The organism is Butyrivibrio sp. AE2032 (assembly GCF_000702965.1).
Map to the genome: position 1 here is coordinate 121,100 of NZ_JNLF01000003.1, position 19,465 is coordinate 140,564.

Consider the following 19,465-nt stretch of genomic DNA (forward strand, 5'->3'; position numbering starts at 1 on the left):
TGCAGGCAATATAAAAATGTGATATGTTGTGGTCACAAAGAAAAAGAGGTGAATTATGAACCAGGTACTTCTCGATAAACTCAGCGTTATTACAGAGGAAGAACAATCAATTTTAGATGGCAACAAAGTCATAAACAGAGCTTTATATTATAGTCCTGAAGCGTCCAAATCCACAGATGAAATTGACTCTGCCAGAGTATTAAAAAACGGACGTCTTATCGATATGCGCCCACACGTACGATTTATTCACTTTCCGAAGCATACTCACAACTACGTGGAGTTCATATACATGTGCAGCGGAAGCACAAGACACATCGTTGACGGTCAGGAGATCACCTTACATGAGGGAGACCTTCTCTTTCTCAACCAGCACGCCACCCAGGAGATCTACCCTGCAGGCGAAAAAGACATCGCTGTGAATTTCATGATACTTCCGGAGTTTTTTGATGTGGTCCTTCCCATAATGGGTGCCCAGCCCAGTGCTCTTCGCGACTTCATAATCAGCTGTCTTACAAAAAAAGACATGCCCAGCAACTACCTGTATTTTAGTGTCTCAGAAATCCTGCCCATCCAGAACCTTATGGAAAACCTTATCTGGAACATGCTCGATGCAGAAAAAAACAGCCGCACTATAAATCAGGCGACTGTAGGTCTTTTATTCCTTAATCTCACAAATCATTCAGAGCTGATCCATGTTCCATCAAACTCCTATGATCAGGAAATAACTTTAAAGGCTCTATCATACATTGACACTTCCTACAAAACAGCTTCTCTCAAACGCTTTGCTGAGACCGAAAAAGCTGATGAATACACCGTGAGCCGTATAATAAAAAAAGAGACAGGTCACACCTTCAAGGAACTCCTGCAGGAGAAGCGCCTTGAAAGAGCCTGTACTCTTCTTACACGTTCAAAAGTTTCAATTGCTGATATAGCAGAATCTGTGGGCTACGAAAACACAAGCTTTTTCCATCGCCTCTTTAAAAGAGTCTACGGCTGCAGCCCCAGGGACTATCGGAACAAAGCGTAATTCTCCATAATTTTTCGCTATATATCGAGCATAACACACTTATCTTTGGCAAGGATGTTACCATTCACGGTTTGGGGAAGCGATGCCCACAGGGAAGGGGAGAGTCTGGGAAAGCCGCGAGCAACAACTAAAAACACAAAATCTGAGCGTAGCAGCAAGCTGAAGAATTCATGTGCCATAAGCATTAGCACCTTCCAGCCTGCCCACGGACCCCAGGACGGCTCCTGAGTTTTCTCAGCTGTTATTTCCATTTCCTCACCGTACGCAAACGAAACGTTTCTTTAGCATTCCTGCAGTTTTTATAATATTACGCATGCTCGCTTGCAGGGCTTTATAATGTTGCATGCCTCAAATGGTCATTGGGGTGCATTGCACCCATGACCATTTTAATATACGTATATGAACAGCCCTGCTTCGGACATCTCTCGCATGCGAGTTAAAAACTGCATTGGAATGCTAAGAAACTGGCGTTTGCTATTTGGAGGACTCGGAAATGAAAACAAGCAGCTTCAAAAGCCAATGAGCCGTCGGTCCGTAGGATGGAAGATGCTAAGACTTACGACCATGAATTCCAGCGAGCCGGTCCGGGAAGATTTTGGTTTTTTTGTTGCGGGAAGCTTTCCCAGACTCTCCCCTTCCCTGTGGGCATCGCTTCCCCAAACCGTGAATGGTAACGCAAGGATTAATTAAAGGATTAAAAAAATATAAATTTTATTGTATACTATAACCTTGGGTAAGAATGAGTTTTGTTTGGAGGTTAGTTTTGAAGCACCCGGTTTATCGAATATTCAGAAAGGCTGCAACCATATTGATGCCTGAGTTTAAGGTGGAAGGAACTGAGAATCTCCCCCAGGGACCGGCAATAATTGTTGGAAATCATTCCCAGGCCTACGGACCTGTAGCAGCTGAAGTTTACTATCCAAGAGCTCACAGTACCTGGTGCATTTCGGAGATGATGGAGAAGGAAAAGGTGGCTGATTACGCCTACAAGGACTTCTGGTCAAAAAAACCACTTCCCTTAAGGCCACTTTTATGGCTGCTTTCAAGGCTTCTTCCCACAGTTGCGTCTATTGCCCTAACAAATGCAGAGACTACACCGGTCTATAGGGATAAACGCCTTATGAAGACCTTCCAGCTCTCCACAGAAAAGCTGAAAGAAAACGTAGACATTGTGATCTTCCCGGAGGATTACACCGAGCATAACAACATCGTCCACAAATTCCAACACGGATTTGTCCATGTTGCAAAGTATTACTACAGACAGACTGGAGAAGCTTTACCTTTTGTGCCGATGTACGTGTGTCCAAAGCTTGGAAAGCTGGTTTTTGGAAAGCCCATAATGTATGACCCCAAGGCAAAGATCGATGAAGAATGCGAGCGGATCTGCTCCTATCTTCAGGATTCCATCTCAGAAATTGCCTACAGCCTGCCCAGACACAGGGTGGTTCCATATCCAAATGTGTCAAGAAAACACTATCCATATAATGAAAGAAAGAATTAAAGAAATGAAGAAACCTGTTGTTGATTACAGAAAGCTGAGACTTTCAAATATTACAAGCAAAGAATATAAGCATTTATTGCTGCTCCTTGGATGGGTTGGGTACCTGATCATGTACGTAGTTACAGAAAGGTTCATCCCCGAGAGCAAATGCCACGTGGTACACAGTGTAGTAGATGACCTGATACCCTTCAATGAGTATTTCGCCATTTTCTATGTCTCCTGGTACCTGTTTATGGTGGGTTCCCTTTTGTATTTTGCTCTTTATGATATAAAGGCCTTTGAAAAAGCACAAAAGCTCATCATCGGAATGCAGGTAATAGCTATGATCACATATATTGTATGGCCATCAGTCCAGAATATGCGTCCGGAGCATTTTGAACACGAAAACTTCTGCACCTGGATGATGGGAATACTCTATAAAATAGATACACCAACAGGCGTGTGCCCCTCACTTCATGTTGGATATACGCTGGCTGTACTTTCTGCCCTTTTTCTTATGAAAGATATAAAGGTATGGAAGAAAGTATTTATGTCAGTTTGGGGATTTATGATATGCATTTCAGTATGCTTTGTTAAGCAGCACTCCTTTGTCGATGTAATGGCTGCTTGTGTGTTATATGTTTTTCTTGAAGTGCTGCTTTACGGGAGGATTTTTAAATGGGAAACAGAAAATGGGGAGATCGGTCAGACGGAAAACTGATCAGAGATATAGATGCAATGCACTATGTCATGCCACTCATGTATCCGAACAGATGTGATAATGAGGCATACATGAAGCTTGCCATAGATATCTCCCACACTGAGGAATATATAAAGGAATACAATAAAGCTCATCCGGATAAAAAGATTGCTATCTTTGATGTTGTTATCTGTGCCGCCCTTAAAACATTAAGGCTGCGACCACAGATGAACAGGTTTATTGCAAACCAGACTCTCTACCAGAGAAACGATGTCACAGCTGCATTTACAGTCAAAAAAGAATTCAGGGATGACGGGGATGAGACCCTTGCAAGGATCACAAGCGAGGATTCTGACACCCTGGAGAGTATCAGCCGCAAGGTAAGGGATCAGATAGCTCTTTGTAAGACACAGGATGATGAATCTACAGAGGCCATGAACTTTATCATGAAGATTCCCGGAAAGCACCTTATTGGTGCCATTGCCAGATTTCTTGACAAACATGGCTGGATGCCAAAGTCAGTGATAGCAACAGACCCTTACCAGTGCTCGGTAGTTCTCACAAATCTTGGCTCCATTGGAATGGACATTGGTTACCATCACCTTATGAACTGGGGTACAAACTCAGTATTCATCATCGTCGGAACCAAGAAGAACACTCCGCACTTTGACCAGGCAGGAAACGTCACCATGAAAAGAGAATTGGATCTGGCTTTCACTATCGATGAAAGAATTTCTGATGGTTTCTATTATGCACGGTCTCTTAAGATGATCAAAAAGCTGGTTGAAAATCCTGAGCTTATGGAAAATCCTCTTTCCACAGAGGTATAAAAAAACAAGGGCAGCCTCTCGAGCAAAAGGCTGTCCTTTTCTTTTGATTAGTTTGCAGATCACTCTTCCCAGGAATCCAGAAGCATTGAGGAGTACAAGTCGTAGTATGCTCCCCTCTTTGCAATGAGACTGTCGTGGTCTCCACTCTCAATGATTCCACCATCATCTATGACGAAGATACAGTCTGCATTTCTGATGGTTGAGAGTCTGTGGGCAACGATGAAGGAAGTTCTCTTTTTCAAAAGCTCCTCAATACCCTTCTGCACAAGGATCTCGGTTCCTGTGTCAATATTGGAAGTTGCCTCATCCAGTATCAGTATCCTTGGATCAGTCAAAAGAGTTCTCGCAAAAGCAATAAGCTGCCTCTGTCCGTTTGAAAGTCCACCGCCCCTTTCGGTTATCACAGTATCATACCCATCCTTTAAGTTTACAATGAAATCGTGGGCGTGTACTGCCTTGGAGGCTGTGAGCATCTCTTCGTCAGTAGCATCAGGTCTTCCGTATTTCAGGTTATCCCTTATGGTCCCTGAAAAGAGATAGTTGTCCTGTGTCATTATTCCCAGCTGGCTTCTGAGGGACTGGATAGTAACCTTACTAATGTCATAGCCGTCTATGAGTATTGTTCCAGACTTCACATTATAGAATCTGGCAAGCAGGCTTACAATTGTTGTCTTTCCTGCCCCTGTAGGTCCAACCAGTGCAATAGTCTTTCCTCTTTCAGCTTTAAAACTCACATCCTTTAGTATGTCCACATCAGGTTCGTCAGGATATGCAAAGGTAACGTCCCTGAATTCCACGTCTCCCTTAATATCAGGAATATCAACAGCTTCGCTTCCATCCTTAACAAGAGGATCCATATCCATGATCTCATATACTCTCTCAGCTGAAGAAAGGTTGGTTATGAGCTTATTGTAGTAGTTTGCCAGATTCCTTATGGGACTGAAAAACATTCCAAGATACAGAACAAATGCTGACAAAGTACCAATGGACTCGGCCCTTACCCCTAGCTTTGTTACTGCAAGATAATACAATGTAGCCGTTCCAAGTCCACCGGCAATCTCAATTGTAGGGCTGTATAGATCAGTGATCACCACCGCAGATCTGAAGGCATCTATATCCTCATCTACTATTTCATTAAAGTCCCTGGATGCTTCCTCCTGAGCATTAAAGCTCTGAATAACAATTGTTCCCTCAATTCCCTCATGGATAGCAGCAGCCATGTTAGAATCTTTCTTTTTCCACTTTTGCCATCTCTTATGAGCAAGGATCTCACAAAAGTATAATCCACATAAAATAATGGGAACAGCTACCGCAGCAGATAGTGAAAGTAATGGACTTTTTACTATCATTATTATCACTATCACAATTACAGTCACAACGTCGGGAGCGAGGGTTGTAACAGTGCTTGAAAGCACATCCTTAAGTGCATTTACATCTCCCGTAACCCTTGCCAGGATCTTTCCTGAGGGTCTCTGATCAAAGAAATCCACTCCAAGCTTCTGAATATGAACATAGAGCTTTCTTCTGATGTTCAGGATCAGGTCGTTGGAGATGTCAGCCATCATTCGTCTCCAGATCCTGGTAGCTGCGTAGCTGACAAGAGCAAGAGCTATCATTATCCCTGACATCACCAGCAGTCCTTCCACATTTCCTGCAATTATCTCGTCGTCTATTATTTTTTCAATCAGAAGGGGATAAACAGTAGTTATTGCAACCGTCAAAAAGATCAGCAATGTAACAACAACTATCTTCCCTTTGTATTCCAAAAGATTTAGAAGGAGCCTTCTGAGGACATCCAGTTTCAGGGTCTCCTTTAAATCTTCATCTTCTCTGGTGCTGTTTATAGCCATTTTTTAGCACCTCCTTACTTTTAAATTATGTCTTGGTCATTATGTCTTTTTACAGATTTCCTACAGCAAGTGCCTTCTTGTAGTCGCCGTACTGAGCCTCATAAGTGCTGTAATATAGGCCTCTCTTTTTTATCAGTTCAAGATGAGTGCCTCTTTCCTTTACCTTTCCGTCCTGAAGAACAATGATCTCATCAGCATCTTTAACAGAAGAAATCCTGTGACCTATTATGATCTTGCTCATATCTTTCTTTTGACGAAGTTCATCCTGTATAGCAGCCTCAGTTTCCATATCAAGAGCTGATGTGGAATCGTCAAGTATGAGAAGGTCAGCCTTTTTAGCCAGGGCCCTTGCTATAGAAAGCCTCTGCTTCTGTCCGCCGGAAAGGCCTATTCCTCGCTCACCTATGATCGCATCATAGCTATCCGTGATCTTTTCAACAAACTCTTTTGCATGGGCACTTTTTATGGCGCTCTTCACAGTTCTTTCATCCATGCTGGACTTGCTGCCCAGTCTAACATTTTCAGTGATGGTATCAGAGAAAAGAAATACATCCTGAGCTACCACAGATGAAAAAGCCCTTATGTCAATTAGGGGCATCTGTCTTATATCTTTTCCCCCGATCCTTATGGTACCGGCTGTGACATCATAGAATCTCTCTATCAGATTTACGATGGTGCTCTTACCGGCGCCTGTAGCTCCCATTATTCCAAGAGTATTGCCTTTTTTTATGGTAAAAGAGATATCCTCCAGGATCTTCTTTCCATCCATCTCAAAGTCAACTCCGTCAAAAGAGATCTCGCCGATGTGGTCTGTAGAAACGACCTCACCAGGCTCCTCCTCAGCATCCTTGGGATCGCAGATCTCTGACTTTGTATCAAGAACCTTTGATATCTTCTTGTATCCTGCAACGCCCTGAGAGATCAGAGACAACATCCAGCCAAGGTTTTCGATAGGCCATACTATGCTTATGGAGTAGGACACAAAGGCAACCAGTGTTCCATAAGTGATGGACCCCTTAATTGCCGCATAACCGCCGATAGCCACCACAAAAACCTGCATGATCTTGGGGATTGTACCAAGAAGGGGATCCGTATCCGCAAGGTCTGTAGCAAAGGTCTTGTTGGCATCACCGTAGGCCTGGTTCTTTTCATCAAACTTCTGCATCTCGAAGCTCTCAGCAGAAAAAGCTTTTACAGTCCTTACTCCTGTGATGTTCTCCTCAATGACCTTGGTCAGGGCAGCATTCTTTTCGCTGATATCGTCGTAGTCTTTTCCAAGTTTCTTTTCCAGGGTAAGGGCAATAAAGGCCAGCGGAGGCATGAATACCAGTGGAACAATGCTGAGCTTCCAATTGAGCTTAAGCATGCAGACCACTACTCCTATGAAATATATGGTGGCCTCTGTCATCAGCATTCCAACAAATCCTGTAAGGTCCCAGACCGCACCTGCATCTTCTCTGACTCTTGCCATAAGTTCGCCCGTGTTGGTCTTATCAAAGTACCCCTTGTGGAGAGAAAAGATATGCTTCATCATGTCTTTTCTAAGACCGGAGGCCACTCTGCAGCCTGACATGTCGCAAAGGAATTCCTTTACAAACTGGAAGAAGGCTCTTCCAAGTCCTGCTGCCACATACAGCAATATGTCTCTTCTAAAAATATCCATATTTCTTCCCACGATGACATCGTCCACCATGGAGAGAGTTATAAACGGAACAAGTATATCTATGGCTGTACTGCACACAAGGCAGATACCGCCGATCAGATACCTCCACCAGTTCCTGATAATATATTTCTTCATAACATCACATCCTTTTTAATCAACAAAAAAAGCGGCAGGATATGGAAATCCTGCCGCCTATATCACAAGCGAAAGTCCTGCTTATACCAAATAAGCAAACTCCGGCGAGGTAACCATAATCCTTCTATCAAGTAAAATTGTTTTTCTAGTCTTAATCATCATGTTTACCTCCTTTCGTCATATTTGTTTCAGTTACATTTTTTACGATAGGCTACTCATCTGCATTTGTCAACATTAACTTTTACTTTTCTTCACCACACCCTCCGCATATTCTCTACTTACTAGAATAACATTAAAATGGAAAAATTAGGAATTTTGCGTTAAAGTATTTACTATGAGAAAAATACTTATAACAAATGATGATGGAATAAATTCAGAGGGACTTGCACGCCTTGCACGGGCAGCGTCAGAAATTGGGGAAGTTTGGGTAGTTGCTCCGGACTCAGAGCGAAGCGCCATGTCCCACAGCGTAACCTTAAGAAAGCCTGTGGAAGTATGGGAAGTGCCCTTTCCTGTTGAAGGCGTAAAGGCCTATGCCTGCGACGGAAAGCCTTCAGACTGTGTAAGAGTTGGAGTCCTTAATATCGTTCCCGGAAGGCCTGATCTGGTTTTCTCCGGCATTAACTATGGCTACAACGTGGCTGCTGATCTCCAGTACTCTGCTACCGTTGGGGCTGCCTTTGAAGGCTCTTTTCAGGGTGTTCACTCCATAGCCTTTTCAGAGGGCGCCATCGAGATCCACGAAGTCACAGACAAATATCTCTCCCAGATCATGAAGGAACTGGTGGATAAGCCTCTTTCAAACTATCAGATCTGGAACGTTAATTTCCCGGGCTGTACCTTGGAGGAATGTAAGGGGATTGCTTACAACAGAAAAGTCTCCCATGACGGCTTTTATAAAGACCGCTACAAGGAGACTAAAATTTCTGATGGACGTATGTCCTATATGGTTGATGGTATCAGGAACTGGGAAGCAGCCGAAGGAACCGATCTTAGGGCTATCCTTGACCACTATGTCAGCGTAGGAATCGCCAACAATATCTCGTAACTTACGCGATAGCTTCCTTCATGCTCTTTACGTACTCACCTACGTACTTAGGAGCATCCTTTCCATACTTTTCAATGATCTTTATTATGGCAGATCCTACGATTGCTCCGTCGGAAATATCTGCCATTTTCTTTGCCTGCTCGGGCTTTGAAATACCAAAACCGATTGCACAGGGAACATCTGTATTCTGCCTTATGGCATCAACGATTGAGGTCAGATCTGTCTTGATCTCGCTTCTCATACCGGTAACACCAAGGCTAGAAACTACATAGATGAAGCCTTCTGCATTCTTGGCAATCTCAGCGATCCTGTTCTCGGAAGTTGGCGCAATGAGGGAAACCAGGTCCACACCGTACTTGTTGCAGATTGACAAAAACTCCTCTTTCTCCTCAAAGGGAAGATCCGGAAGAATAAGACCGTCAATTCCAATCTCGCTGCAGGTCTTGATGAACTTGTCTGCATCATAGGAAAAGACAACGTTGGCATAGGTCATGAATACCATGGGAACCTTTACGTCTTCCCTAAGCTCTTTTACCATGTCAAAGATCTTGTCGGTGGTGGTCCCACCTGTCAGGGCACGAAGGTTGGCTCCCTGGATCACAGGACCTTCTGCTGTTGGATCAGAAAAAGGGATTCCCAGCTCAATAAGGTCTGCGCCGTTTGCCACCATCTCTTTTACCGTGTTCTTAGTGGTCTCCAGGTCAGGATCACCACAGGTTATAAAAGCAATAAAAGCTTTTCCGTTTGCAAATGCATTCTTTATATTACTCATTGATATCCTCTCCTCTGTATCTTGCAATGGCAGCGCAATCCTTGTCGCCTCTGCCGGAAATTGTGATCACGATTATCTGGTCCTTGCCCATGGTTGGTGCGATCTTCATGGCGTGAGCAAGGGCATGGGATGACTCGATTGCAGGAATGATGCCCTCTGTTCTTGAAAGGTACTCGAAAGCTTCAACTGCCTCATTGTCTGTAACAGGTACGTACTCAGCTCTTCCGATATCGTGAAGGTAAGCATGCTCAGGTCCGATTCCCGGATAGTCAAGGCCGGCGGAAATTGAGTAAACAGGAGCAATCTGTCCATACTTATCCTGGCAGAAATAGGACTTCATTCCGTGGAAGATTCCAAGGCGTCCTGTTGCGATGGTTGCTGCTGTCTCAAAGGTATCAACGCCTCTGCCTGCTGCCTCACAGCCGATGAGCTTAACTCCCTCATCCTCAATGAAGTTATAGAAAGTTCCGATGGCATTTGATCCTCCGCCAACGCAGGCAAGAACTGCATCAGGAAGTCTTCCCTCCTTTTCAAGGATCTGCTCCTTGATCTCCTTTGATATAACTGCCTGGAAGTCCCTTACGATGGTTGGGAAAGGGTGAGGTCCCATAACAGAGCCAAGGCAGTAGTGGGTATCGCTGATCCTGCTGGTCCACTCTCTCATGGCCTCGGAAACCGCATCCTTAAGGGTTGCTGTACCGGTTGTTACAGGAATTACTTCAGCTCCAAGAAGTCTCATTTTATATACATTCAGGGCCTGTCTCTTGGTGTCCTCTTCTCCCATGAAAACCACGCACTCCATACCCATAAGAGCTGCTGCTGTGGCTGTTGCAACACCGTGCTGACCGGCTCCGGTCTCAGCTATGAGCCTTGTCTTTCCCATCTTCTTGGCAAGAAGGGCCTGACCAAGTACGTTGTTTATCTTGTGGGCTCCTGTGTGATTGAGGTCCTCTCTCTTAAGGTAAATCTTGGCGCCACCCAGGTCCTTTGTCATCTTCTCAGCGTAGTACAGCCTTGAAGGACGACCGGCATATTCATTGAAAAGAGTTTCCAGCTCCTTGTTAAATTCCGGGTCATTCTTATAGTGATTGTAGGCCTCTTCCAGTTCGATCACTGCATTCATCAGAGTCTCAGGAATGTACTGACCTCCATGTATTCCAAATCTTCCGTTTTTGTTGCTCATAATGTTTCTCCTCTTGCTTGTTGCCAGCGCATCATGCGCAGCATGCTACAATTTCATTTATCAGCGGTACTCATTTTGTCTTCACATATTTGATCTGCATCATGTCCTTCTGGCATTTTCTGCAAATTGTTTCATCTTCGTCGGGTCCTTGTGGCTCTCAGTCTCTATGCCGGAACTCACATCCACTGCGAAGGGGTGCAGGGCTTCTATGGCAGCTGCCACATTTTCCGGATCAAGACCTCCAGCCAGGAAGAAGGGCTTCTCGATTCCCGCCTCCTTAATGAGTTCCCAGTTAAAGGTCTGGCCTGTGCCCTTTCCGGAATCCAGAAGCAGGTAATCGGCGCTTGAGGCCTTGATTCTCCGGATGGTGGCTGCGGTATCGACTACGAAAGCCTTTATAATCGGCTTGCCTCCGATCAACTCCCGGAGCCTTCCTATATATGCCTCGGCCTCACTGCCATGAAGCTGGGCTATATCAATGATGCCATCTGATATAAGCGAAGCTATTGTCTCCGGTTCCTCGTCCACGAACACGCCCACAGCCTTTATCTCCGGCGAAAGCGCCTTTTTAAGTTCCAGGGCCTGCTGCCTTGTGACGTTTCGCTTACTCTTTCCCCAGAACACGAATCCCACAAATTCCGGCTTAAGCTCGTTGACCACCTGGACATCTTCCGGCCTTGTAAGTCCACAGAACTTTATAAAGGTATTCTGTTTTCCAAGTCTGCTTTTATCCACGCCAAAACTCACATTCATTCTTTCTTAACGCCTTACTTGCCAAATCCCTTAAGCTCTGCCAGCTTCGCTTTCTTGTCCTGGGCTCTCATGAGGGTTTCCCCAACAAGAACTGCGTCGGCTCCGATCTCGCGAAGGGCCTTAACATCTTCTGCGCTCTTTACGCCACTTTCTGAAACGAATATCACGTCCTGTGGGATCAGGGCACGAAGGCGCTTGCTGTTCTCTGTATCTACGGTAAAGTCCTTCAGGTTCCTGTTGTTGACTCCGAGGACTCTTGCTCCAATATCCAGGGCCATCTCAACTTCTCTTTCATCATGGGTCTCAACCAGGGCTGAAAGTCCCAGTTCATCACAGATCCCCATGTATTCCTTCATCTGGCTCTTTTCCAGAATGGAGCAGATAAGAAGAACTGCAGAGGCTCCTAAAACCTTTGCCTCGTAGATCATGTACTCATCTACCGTAAAGTCTTTTCGAAGGCAGGGTATCTTTACCGCCTGCGTTATCTCTTTTAAATAATCATCTCTTCCCAAAAACCACTTGGGTTCTGTCAATACCGAGATGCAATCAGCTCCAGCAGCTTCATATTCCTTAGCTATTTCAAGATAAGGAAAATCCGGGGCTATCAGGCCCTTTGAGGGAGAGGCCTTCTTGCATTCGCAGATAAAAGAGATATCGGACTTATTAAGGGCTTTTTCAAAGGAGAAATCTCCTTTTGGGAGGGTAAAAGCCCTGTCCTTAACTTCGCGAAGGGGCGTAGTCTCTTTTGCTGCTGCGATCCTCTCCCTGGTATATGTAGCTATCTCATCCAAAATGGTCATACTCTGTATCCTCTATAGCACGGTCCAATCGGCCCTGCCAGCAATGTGTCTGTTCTTACCTGTTTGAAACCTCGATAACCTTGTTAAGTGTCTCAAGGGCTTTTCCCGAATCAATGATCTCTCCTGCCAGCTTAACGCCCTCTGCAAAACTCTCTGCTTTTCCGCCGATGTACAGTGACGCACCTGCATTCAAAAGAACTGCATCCCTCTTTGGACCCTTTGCTCCACCCAAAATGTCTTTTGTGATCTGGGCGTTCTCCTCAGGGCTTCCACCAACCAGGTCTTCCTTCTTACATCTTGTAAGGCCGAAATCCTCAGGCTTTATCATGTAGGTCTTGTACCATCCGTCCTTGATCTCGCAGGCCTTAGTCTCTGAGCTTAATGAGATCTCATCAAGCTTATCCATTCCGTAAACTACCATGCCTCTCTTAACTCCAAGGCTTACAAGAACCTGCGCCAGTGGCTCTACAAGATAATCATCATATACACCAAGAAGCTGCATTGAAGGAGATCCGGGATTTGTAAGTGGTCCAAGGATGTTGAATACTGTCCTGAAGCCCAGCTCCTTTCTGATGGCTCCTACATACTTCATGGAGCTGTGGTACTTCTGTGCAAAGAAGAAGCACATTCCTGCCTCCTTGAGGAGCTCTATGCACTTTTCAGGTTCCTGCTGGATGTTAACTCCAAGAGCCTCCAAGCAATCAGCTGTTCCGCACTTACTGGAAGCTGCCCTGTTACCATGCTTTGCAACCTTCATTCCGCCTGCTGCTGCAACAAGAGCTGAGGTTGTTGAGATATTGAAGCTGTGGGAGCCATCTCCGCCTGTTCCAACTATCTCGAAAATATCCATTCCTGTGTCTACCTTTGTGGCGTGATCTCTCATGGCTGCTGCACAACCTGCGATCTCGTCGGTGGTCTCTGCCCTTGCACTCTTTGTAGAAAGGGCTGCCAGAAATGCTGCGTTCTGAGTCTGGCTTGTTTCGCCGCTCATAATTTCATTCATTACGCTGTAGGCCTCATCATAGGTAAGGTCCTCTTTGTTTACGATTTTTACGATTGCTTCTTTGACCATTTTGCTCTCCTCCTTAGTGACTTGCGTCTCTGCCGGACTTTAGCTTTCTGAGTAAAAGAAAAGTCCCTGACAGAAACTATTCCTATTTCTGTCAAGGACGAATATACTTAATCCGCGGTGCCACCTTGAATTCACGGTTTGACCCGTGCTCTTACAGGATACCTTTATATCCCAGGCAACTGACGTATGCCTTCACGTCGCAACATACTAGGCAGATATAAGCCGTTACGCTGCGCCCTCTGTGGTCCATTTGATAACTGGTTTCTTGCCAGGTTCTCACCATCCCTAGCTCTCTGTGTAGGCCTTATTACCTTTATCTCCACTTCAACGGTTTGAAGTATTAAATTATTGAAATATTACCACTACGTGATTTTACTGTCAAGCTTATTTTTCATCATGACAAAAGCATTCTTATAGTTCTTTCTCCTGCCACTCTTTAGAAGCTTTGTCAGCTTTTCTTTTACGTCAGGAAGCATGATGACTTTGCTTATCCGGTCGCTGTAACGGCTTCCTGAGTCAAAGGCAATCTCCCCAAGGATTTCCTCAAGGCTCTTACCCGTTGTATAGCTTCTTCCAATGGTATCAGTGGCTGCATCAATGGAATCAGCAATGGATATTATATCGATATAAGCTTTGACATTTGGCTCTATCTTTTCCGGCAGATCAGGATAGCCTCTGCTCTCATCAAACCACACATGGTGACAGAGAGCTGCCTTGGCATAACTCTTTGTGGAGTCATGGGACAGCAAAAGCTCATATCCAACCTGTGGATGATGCTTTAAAAGAGCAAATTCAGAGTCAAAAAGCTTTCTTCCATAGACAGAGATCGTGTCGATCATTGGGAGCTTTCCAAAATCATGGCAAATAGCAGCGTGATAGACGTAAGAAAGGATTGCTCTGTTCTTACCCTCATATAATGCTCCCCTAAAGAAAGAGGGACTATTATCCAGCATAGCTTGACATATAAGCCTGCTGATATCAGCCACCATCCTGCTGTGCACATAGGTAGGCGGATGAAGAGCCGCAAGACTTCTTAGGCCCATCTCCTCAAAGGAAAGCCCACCTTTAAATTCCCGGAAGTTATATAGTATTTCCGCAAAGTATTCCAGCATCAGGCTGTAATTATCAACACCTGTTGCGTGAAGTGCATAGGCAAGGAGATTCTCGTACATATCAAGAAGGACTAACCGTTCCTTTGCATCAAGCTCATCTTCCTGATTTCCTAAGGTAGTGATATATTCCAGAGGCACAAGAACATTGGCAAGTACGCTGTAGAACTCGAAATCATTGTCATCAGCTCTTTTATATATTTCCAGGAGCCATGTTCTATACTCCGAAAGCCCAAGCCTTCCAGCCAGATATCTGTTACGGGCCAGAAGTATCTCTAATCCATCCATGGTAAGGATCTCGCTGTTCCCCTTCTTATCCATGTTCCAGAGATTCTCCAGCCTGTCCATGTGGTCAGCGATGATCCCAAGGTCTTCACCCGCAAAGCCTCGGATATTGCCACACTCAGTTTCCTGTCCAATATACTCCAGAGCTCTTAAGCAGTGATAATTCCAGTCCTCCTTGGAGATACTGTCTGCATAAAGAGGATCCTTTGAAAACTCAAGAGAACGCCTTAATGTACTAAGGCTTTCCTCATTGAGATACTTATCAAGGCCCCTTATCTCGTACATAACGGTATCGTACCTGGAATGCATCAGGATAAGCTTTTTGGATTTTGGATCCTTGAGACTCTTAAAGTTCTCCGGCTTTAGATACTCGGCCATACGCCTTGCTACTTCAAGGCCTTCAATCCTGTAACCATCAAGGAGACTCACTGCAGACTTCATTCTTTTTGACTGATGGGCAAGCTCATAGCAGGCAATGAAGTGCATATCCAGATGGCGGATCTTTTCTGCATCATCATCCTTTTTTTCTGCTTCTTCAAGGAGTCTTTTTGTGATCATATGAAGGAGCTGACAGTCCAGATCTCCAAGCTGCTGACCGTTAATTAGTTCCCTGCAGAATTCAAAAAGACTCTCCTCCTCGTTTTCACTAAGAGGCGATGAAGATGTTAGCATTGGAAATAGCATGTTCTCCAAGAAGTCCCTGTTTTCAAGGGAAAGCTCCCTTATCTCCATGAAGTTCTCTGTAAGGATCTCCTCGTAGGAGCTGGCATTTGTTACATCCGATATCCTTGGACTGGACAGCACCCTTATTCTGGCAGTTCTCTTAACATACTCATCCAGGATGATATTAAAGTCTGAAGGAGCGCTCTTACGTATATCCATAAGAAGCTCGTAAACAGTCTTATAAAGCTCAGGCCTTCTCTTTTTAATAAAGTTTTTAATTCCCTCTGTGCTGCCGGATTGTTTAAGGATACTTAAAAAACTATCGTCGCATGCAGAAAAGTCCTTGGTCATAAAGCCTTTAGCAATGTCTATGATGGCAAAGATTACCTTGTCATCAGAAGTCAGCTTTCTTGCTATATCGCCAAAATAGTCGGATTCTTCAGCAGTGTCTTTATAATGCTCCAAAACTATATGAGCATATTTTTCTGTGGATTCATGCCTTCTAAGAAGGGAATAGGCTGCCAGTGGATGGAGGCCGACAAGAAACTCCTCATCTTTTGTAGGAGTCCTTCCCAAATTGATCAAAGTATCCATCACATACAGCTTTCCTACATCGTAGCAAAGGCCACAGTGGTAGAGCTTATCATAAAACTCACCGTCAAGACTGCATCCCTCCAGGGAGCTTCTCTCATTCTTCAATAGCTCTTTTACTATATACATTGAAAGATCCGCAGTCAGAAGACTGTCTACAAATACCGGCGGATGAAGGGCTGCCATGCAGCTAAGGCACATATTCTCAAAACTCATACCACCCTGAAGCTCGATAAATCTGTCCAGGAAGGTGACAATATATTCCATGAAAAAAGAAAAAGCACCCTGTCCGGTAGCCCTAAGGATATAGGCCTTAACTCTTGTGTAGAACATGGATAATACGTCCGCCACAAGATAAGCATTGTCCTCAGTCACCGTAGCAAGATACTCTACAGGCACATAAATATTAGCCATTGTCGAATACATGTCATATTCGGCAGTGGCATAGTTTTCGTATATAGAAATAAGATTTTTTCTGTAATCCTCCAGGGACTCCTCCCCGGCAAAAAAGGCATTCCTTGCTACTATCAGTTCAAGGTGCATTTTAGGAAGCAGCTCTTTTGACTTCTCAGGGTCCTTGTTCCAGATCTTTTCAAGGAGCTGAACATAGTTATAGATCTTTAAGCACTGGTGCCTTGTCATCTTCCAGGCATTTCCGTTTTCCGTAAGCTGCCCCATGTGCTCAAGGGATCTTAACCGGTATCTGTCCCAGTCCATACCAGGGGTATTCTGGGTGTAAAAAGAATCATCTGCTATATCCAGTGTCTTTACAAGGGCATCGATCCTCTTGTTATTTACAGTCTCATCGGTGGAGTCATAGGTATCATATAAAGCCGCATAGAATCTGGCCTGGCCCAGTACCTCTTTTCTCCTGTCTATACTGGTAAGCCTAAGGAACCTATCGTGTTCAAGATAGGAAAGAACCACCTCCGCAGCCTTTAAGCCCTCTTCACGGTAATAGGCTATCAGTCTGTTCTCAGGTCTTTTTATGCGGTTAACACGGTTCATGTTGTTGTAAGCAGCATAAATAAGGAGATTGGCCTGTCTGACTATATCCTCATCCTCTCCCCGAAGAAGCGCATTATTAAAGAGCCGGTTCGTCACCATAAAAACAAGGGTGAGATCCAGATCCTCAACGGGCCATTGGTTTTGAAGGGATGTGGAAAAACCGGTAAGTATTTCTATCTGGTCTTCCAAAATAACATCCTGTGAATTCAAGATAGGGTAAAGCTCTTCCTTAAGGATTTTTTTGTTCTCCTTCGAGAGCTCAGTGACCTTCTGAAATCTCTTTTTGATATCACGGTAGTATCCCTTGGAGCTTCCTATCCCTTCAGTATGTGCCATAGAAAGATTTCTTATTTCGATGGCATTTTCAATGTATCTGTCAAGCTGTTCCTTAAGATTATGCGCCTTCTCCATAAACACATATCCTCTTACAGTCTCATGGCCACCTCATAGGCACGCCAGATAACACTTCTAAGGTTTCCTATCTTCTGACAGTCTCCCACATAGTCCATGTTGCTGGTCCTGTCGTTTTCCTTGGTGACAGGATCCGGGATGTAACCGGCTGAGCTGATAACGCTGTCACAGGAAATCTCTATTTCCTTGCCGTCTTTGTCTGTGCAGATGATGGAACCGTCCTTTACTTCCTTAAGCTTAGTCTCAAGATATACAGGCACCTTGTGGAGTTCAAACCATTCACGAAGGTACGAACTGTTGGCAAGGCAAACGCCTGTCTGGGAAACCAGGTCGTCCTTCATCTCAACGATAATGGGCTTCTTTCCCTGAAGGGCCAGTTCATAGGCAATCTCAGAACCTGTCAGTCCTCCGCCAATAACTGCAACGGTCTCTCCAACCTCTTTTCCATTAAGGAATTCGCAGGCTTCGATCATCTTCTCGTAGCCGGGAACGCCTCTAAGGAGCCTTGGCTTTGAACCTGTAGCAATGATGATATCGCTCTTTCTGCCAAATTTCCTTGGATCATCGATGTATGTATTAAGGTGAACCTCGATACCCAGGATATCCATCTGCCTTCTGTACCAGGTAAGGAGTTCACGAAGCTTTCCCTTATAGGACTCTGCGCTGGCAGGGATAAAGGTTCCGCCCAGCACATCGCTCTTTTCATAAATAACAGGGAAATGTCCCCTAAGCTTAAGGACCCTGGCTGTCTCCATACCTCCAATACCGCCACCAACAATGTGGATGGTCTTGGGGTGTTTGGTCTTTTTGATGAAGTGCTTGTCGGTCTGCATGGTCTCTGCATTTACTGCGCAGCGGGCAAGGTGCAGTGAATCAGAAAGAGCCTGGTCATTGGGAACGCCCTTATAATGGCACATGTTAAAGCAGCCGTTGTGGCAGAGGATACATGGTCTGATATCCTCTTCCCTACCTTCCATGAGCTTTGTAACCCACTGGGTATCCGCAAGGAAAGGTCTTGCAAAACCTGCTCCGTCCAAGTCTCCTGCAGCTATAGTGTCGGCTGCAACTCTTGGGTCAAGTCTTCCTGCGCAAACAACAGGAATGTCCACATATTTCTTCAGCTCCACCACATCCTGAAGGTTGCAGTTCTCAGGCATGTAGATAGGTGGATGTGCCCAGTACCAGGCATCGTAGGTACCATTGTCGCAGTTGAGCATGTCGTAGCCTGCGTCCTGAAGGTATTTCGCAGCCCTCTTGGACTCCTCGAAGTCTCTTCCTGCCTCAACATAATCCTCGCCCGGAAGTGCTCCCTGCCTCATGCCCTTTGTCTTTGAAACAACACTGTAGCGAAGAGAAACCGGATAGTCTCTCCCGCATTTTTCCTTAATCTCTTTTACTATCTCAACGGCGAAACGATATCTGTTCTCAAAACTTCCGCCGTATTCATCAGTTCTTTTGTTCACGTAAGGAAGTGTGAACTGATCAAGAAGATATCCCTCATGGACAGCATGAACCTCAACGCCGTCAACTCCAGCATCCTTAAGAAGCTTGGCACTTTTTCCAAACGCCACTACAAACTGGTGGATTTCCTCCTTGGTCATCTCCCTTGAGGGAAGCTTATCTGACCATCTGTTAGGGGATGGGCTGGCAGAAGCTGTTATCTTATCAAGGTCCATGAAAGGCTTACTAAGAACCTTCAGCGCGCCGTTATTGTAGAGCTTCTCCATCATTGTGCTGACGGTAAAGCTTCTTCCAAAGCCTGCTGTGAGCTGAACAAAGAGCTTGGCCCCTGTCTTATGAAACTCAGGCATCCATTCAGCCAGGTCCTGATACATCTTGGTGTTCTTGTAGAGCCATTGTCCGAACATGGGATTATATACAGGCTGGCATCCGGGAAGCACAAGTCCCGCATTGTTCTGAGCCACCTTAAGGATGAAATTTGCCCCCTCCTTGTCGAAGTGGTTCTTCTCCATCCATCCAAAAAGATCTGTTCCTCCCATGGATGTAAGAACGATCCTGTTCTTGATCTCACAATTTCCTATCTTCCATGGTGTAAATAAGGGTTCAAGCCTCTTTTCCATGATA

At 44.9% G+C, this 19,465-nt stretch carries 14 protein-coding genes; 5 read left to right on the forward strand and 9 right to left on the reverse strand.

The window, feature by feature from the left end; all coding sequences use genetic code 11:
- Positions 1-55 precede the first annotated feature (55 nt).
- The 4 genes from BO18_RS02350 to BO18_RS02370 all read left to right on the forward strand — a co-directional run bounded on the left by BO18_RS02350 (position 56) and on the right by BO18_RS02370 (position 4,037).
- Positions 56-1,027: an AraC family transcriptional regulator gene (locus BO18_RS02350; protein ID WP_034443273.1), complete on the forward strand. Its 972-nt coding sequence runs from the start codon at positions 56-58 to the stop codon at positions 1,025-1,027.
- A 763-nt stretch (positions 1,028-1,790) separates the two neighbouring features.
- The gene (locus BO18_RS34680) at positions 1,791-2,528 is read left to right on the forward strand and encodes a lysophospholipid acyltransferase family protein (protein ID WP_034443276.1); all 738 of its coding nucleotides are present in this window, start codon (positions 1,791-1,793) and stop codon (positions 2,526-2,528) included.
- 4 nt (positions 2,529-2,532) lie between these two features.
- The gene (locus BO18_RS02365; RefSeq protein ID WP_185752327.1) at positions 2,533-3,228 is read left to right on the forward strand and encodes a phosphatase PAP2 family protein; all 696 of its coding nucleotides are present in this window, start codon (positions 2,533-2,535) and stop codon (positions 3,226-3,228) included.
- Positions 3,186-4,037, forward strand: a complete 852-nt coding sequence (locus BO18_RS02370) for a 2-oxo acid dehydrogenase subunit E2 (RefSeq protein WP_034443281.1) — start codon at positions 3,186-3,188, stop codon at positions 4,035-4,037. Before BO18_RS02365 ends, BO18_RS02370 begins: the two co-directional genes overlap by 43 nt.
- Before the next feature lie 59 nt (positions 4,038-4,096).
- Here the strand turns inward: BO18_RS02370 and BO18_RS02375 are convergent, their stop codons facing one another.
- Together BO18_RS02375 and BO18_RS02380 are read right to left on the reverse strand one after the other, a co-directional pair.
- Complete coding sequence (locus tag BO18_RS02375; protein WP_034443284.1) at positions 4,097-5,887, reverse strand: ABC transporter ATP-binding protein; 1,791 nt, start codon at positions 5,885-5,887, stop codon at positions 4,097-4,099.
- Positions 5,888-5,936: 49 nt separating this feature from the next.
- Positions 5,937-7,685, reverse strand: a complete 1,749-nt coding sequence (locus BO18_RS02380; RefSeq protein ID WP_034443285.1) for an ABC transporter ATP-binding protein — start codon at positions 7,683-7,685, stop codon at positions 5,937-5,939.
- Between the two features lie 334 nt (positions 7,686-8,019).
- Here BO18_RS02380 and surE point away from each other — a divergent pair, with 334 nt between their 5' ends.
- Positions 8,020-8,733: a 5'/3'-nucleotidase SurE gene (gene surE / locus BO18_RS02385; protein WP_034443287.1), complete on the forward strand. Its 714-nt coding sequence runs from the start codon at positions 8,020-8,022 to the stop codon at positions 8,731-8,733.
- Position 8,734: 1 nt separating this feature from the next.
- Here surE and trpA read toward each other — a convergent pair whose 3' ends face one another.
- The 7 genes from trpA to BO18_RS02420 form a co-directional block, all read right to left on the reverse strand.
- Complete coding sequence (gene trpA, locus BO18_RS02390; protein ID WP_034443289.1) at positions 8,735-9,505, reverse strand: tryptophan synthase subunit alpha; 771 nt, start codon at positions 9,503-9,505, stop codon at positions 8,735-8,737.
- Positions 9,498-10,688, reverse strand: a complete 1,191-nt coding sequence (trpB, locus tag BO18_RS02395) for a tryptophan synthase subunit beta (RefSeq protein WP_034443291.1) — start codon at positions 10,686-10,688, stop codon at positions 9,498-9,500. Before trpB ends, trpA begins: the two co-directional genes overlap by 8 nt.
- Before the next feature lie 99 nt (positions 10,689-10,787).
- Positions 10,788-11,423 (reverse strand): phosphoribosylanthranilate isomerase, encoded by a 636-nt coding sequence (locus BO18_RS02400; RefSeq protein WP_034446956.1) that lies wholly within the window; start codon positions 11,421-11,423, stop codon positions 10,788-10,790.
- 32 nt (positions 11,424-11,455) lie between these two features.
- A complete protein-coding gene (gene trpC, locus BO18_RS02405) occupies positions 11,456-12,241 on the reverse strand; it encodes an indole-3-glycerol phosphate synthase TrpC (protein ID WP_034443293.1) in 786 nt (261 codons plus the stop codon).
- 55 nt (positions 12,242-12,296) lie between these two features.
- Complete coding sequence (gene trpD / locus BO18_RS02410; protein WP_034443295.1) at positions 12,297-13,313, reverse strand: anthranilate phosphoribosyltransferase; 1,017 nt, start codon at positions 13,311-13,313, stop codon at positions 12,297-12,299.
- Positions 13,314-13,675: 362 nt separating this feature from the next.
- A complete protein-coding gene (locus BO18_RS02415) occupies positions 13,676-17,380 on the reverse strand; it encodes an HD-GYP domain-containing protein (RefSeq protein WP_034443297.1) in 3,705 nt (1,234 codons plus the stop codon).
- 14 nt (positions 17,381-17,394) lie between these two features.
- Positions 17,395-19,461, reverse strand: a complete 2,067-nt coding sequence (locus BO18_RS02420; RefSeq protein ID WP_034443299.1) for an oxidoreductase — start codon at positions 19,459-19,461, stop codon at positions 17,395-17,397.
- Positions 19,462-19,465: the final 4 nt, after the last annotated feature.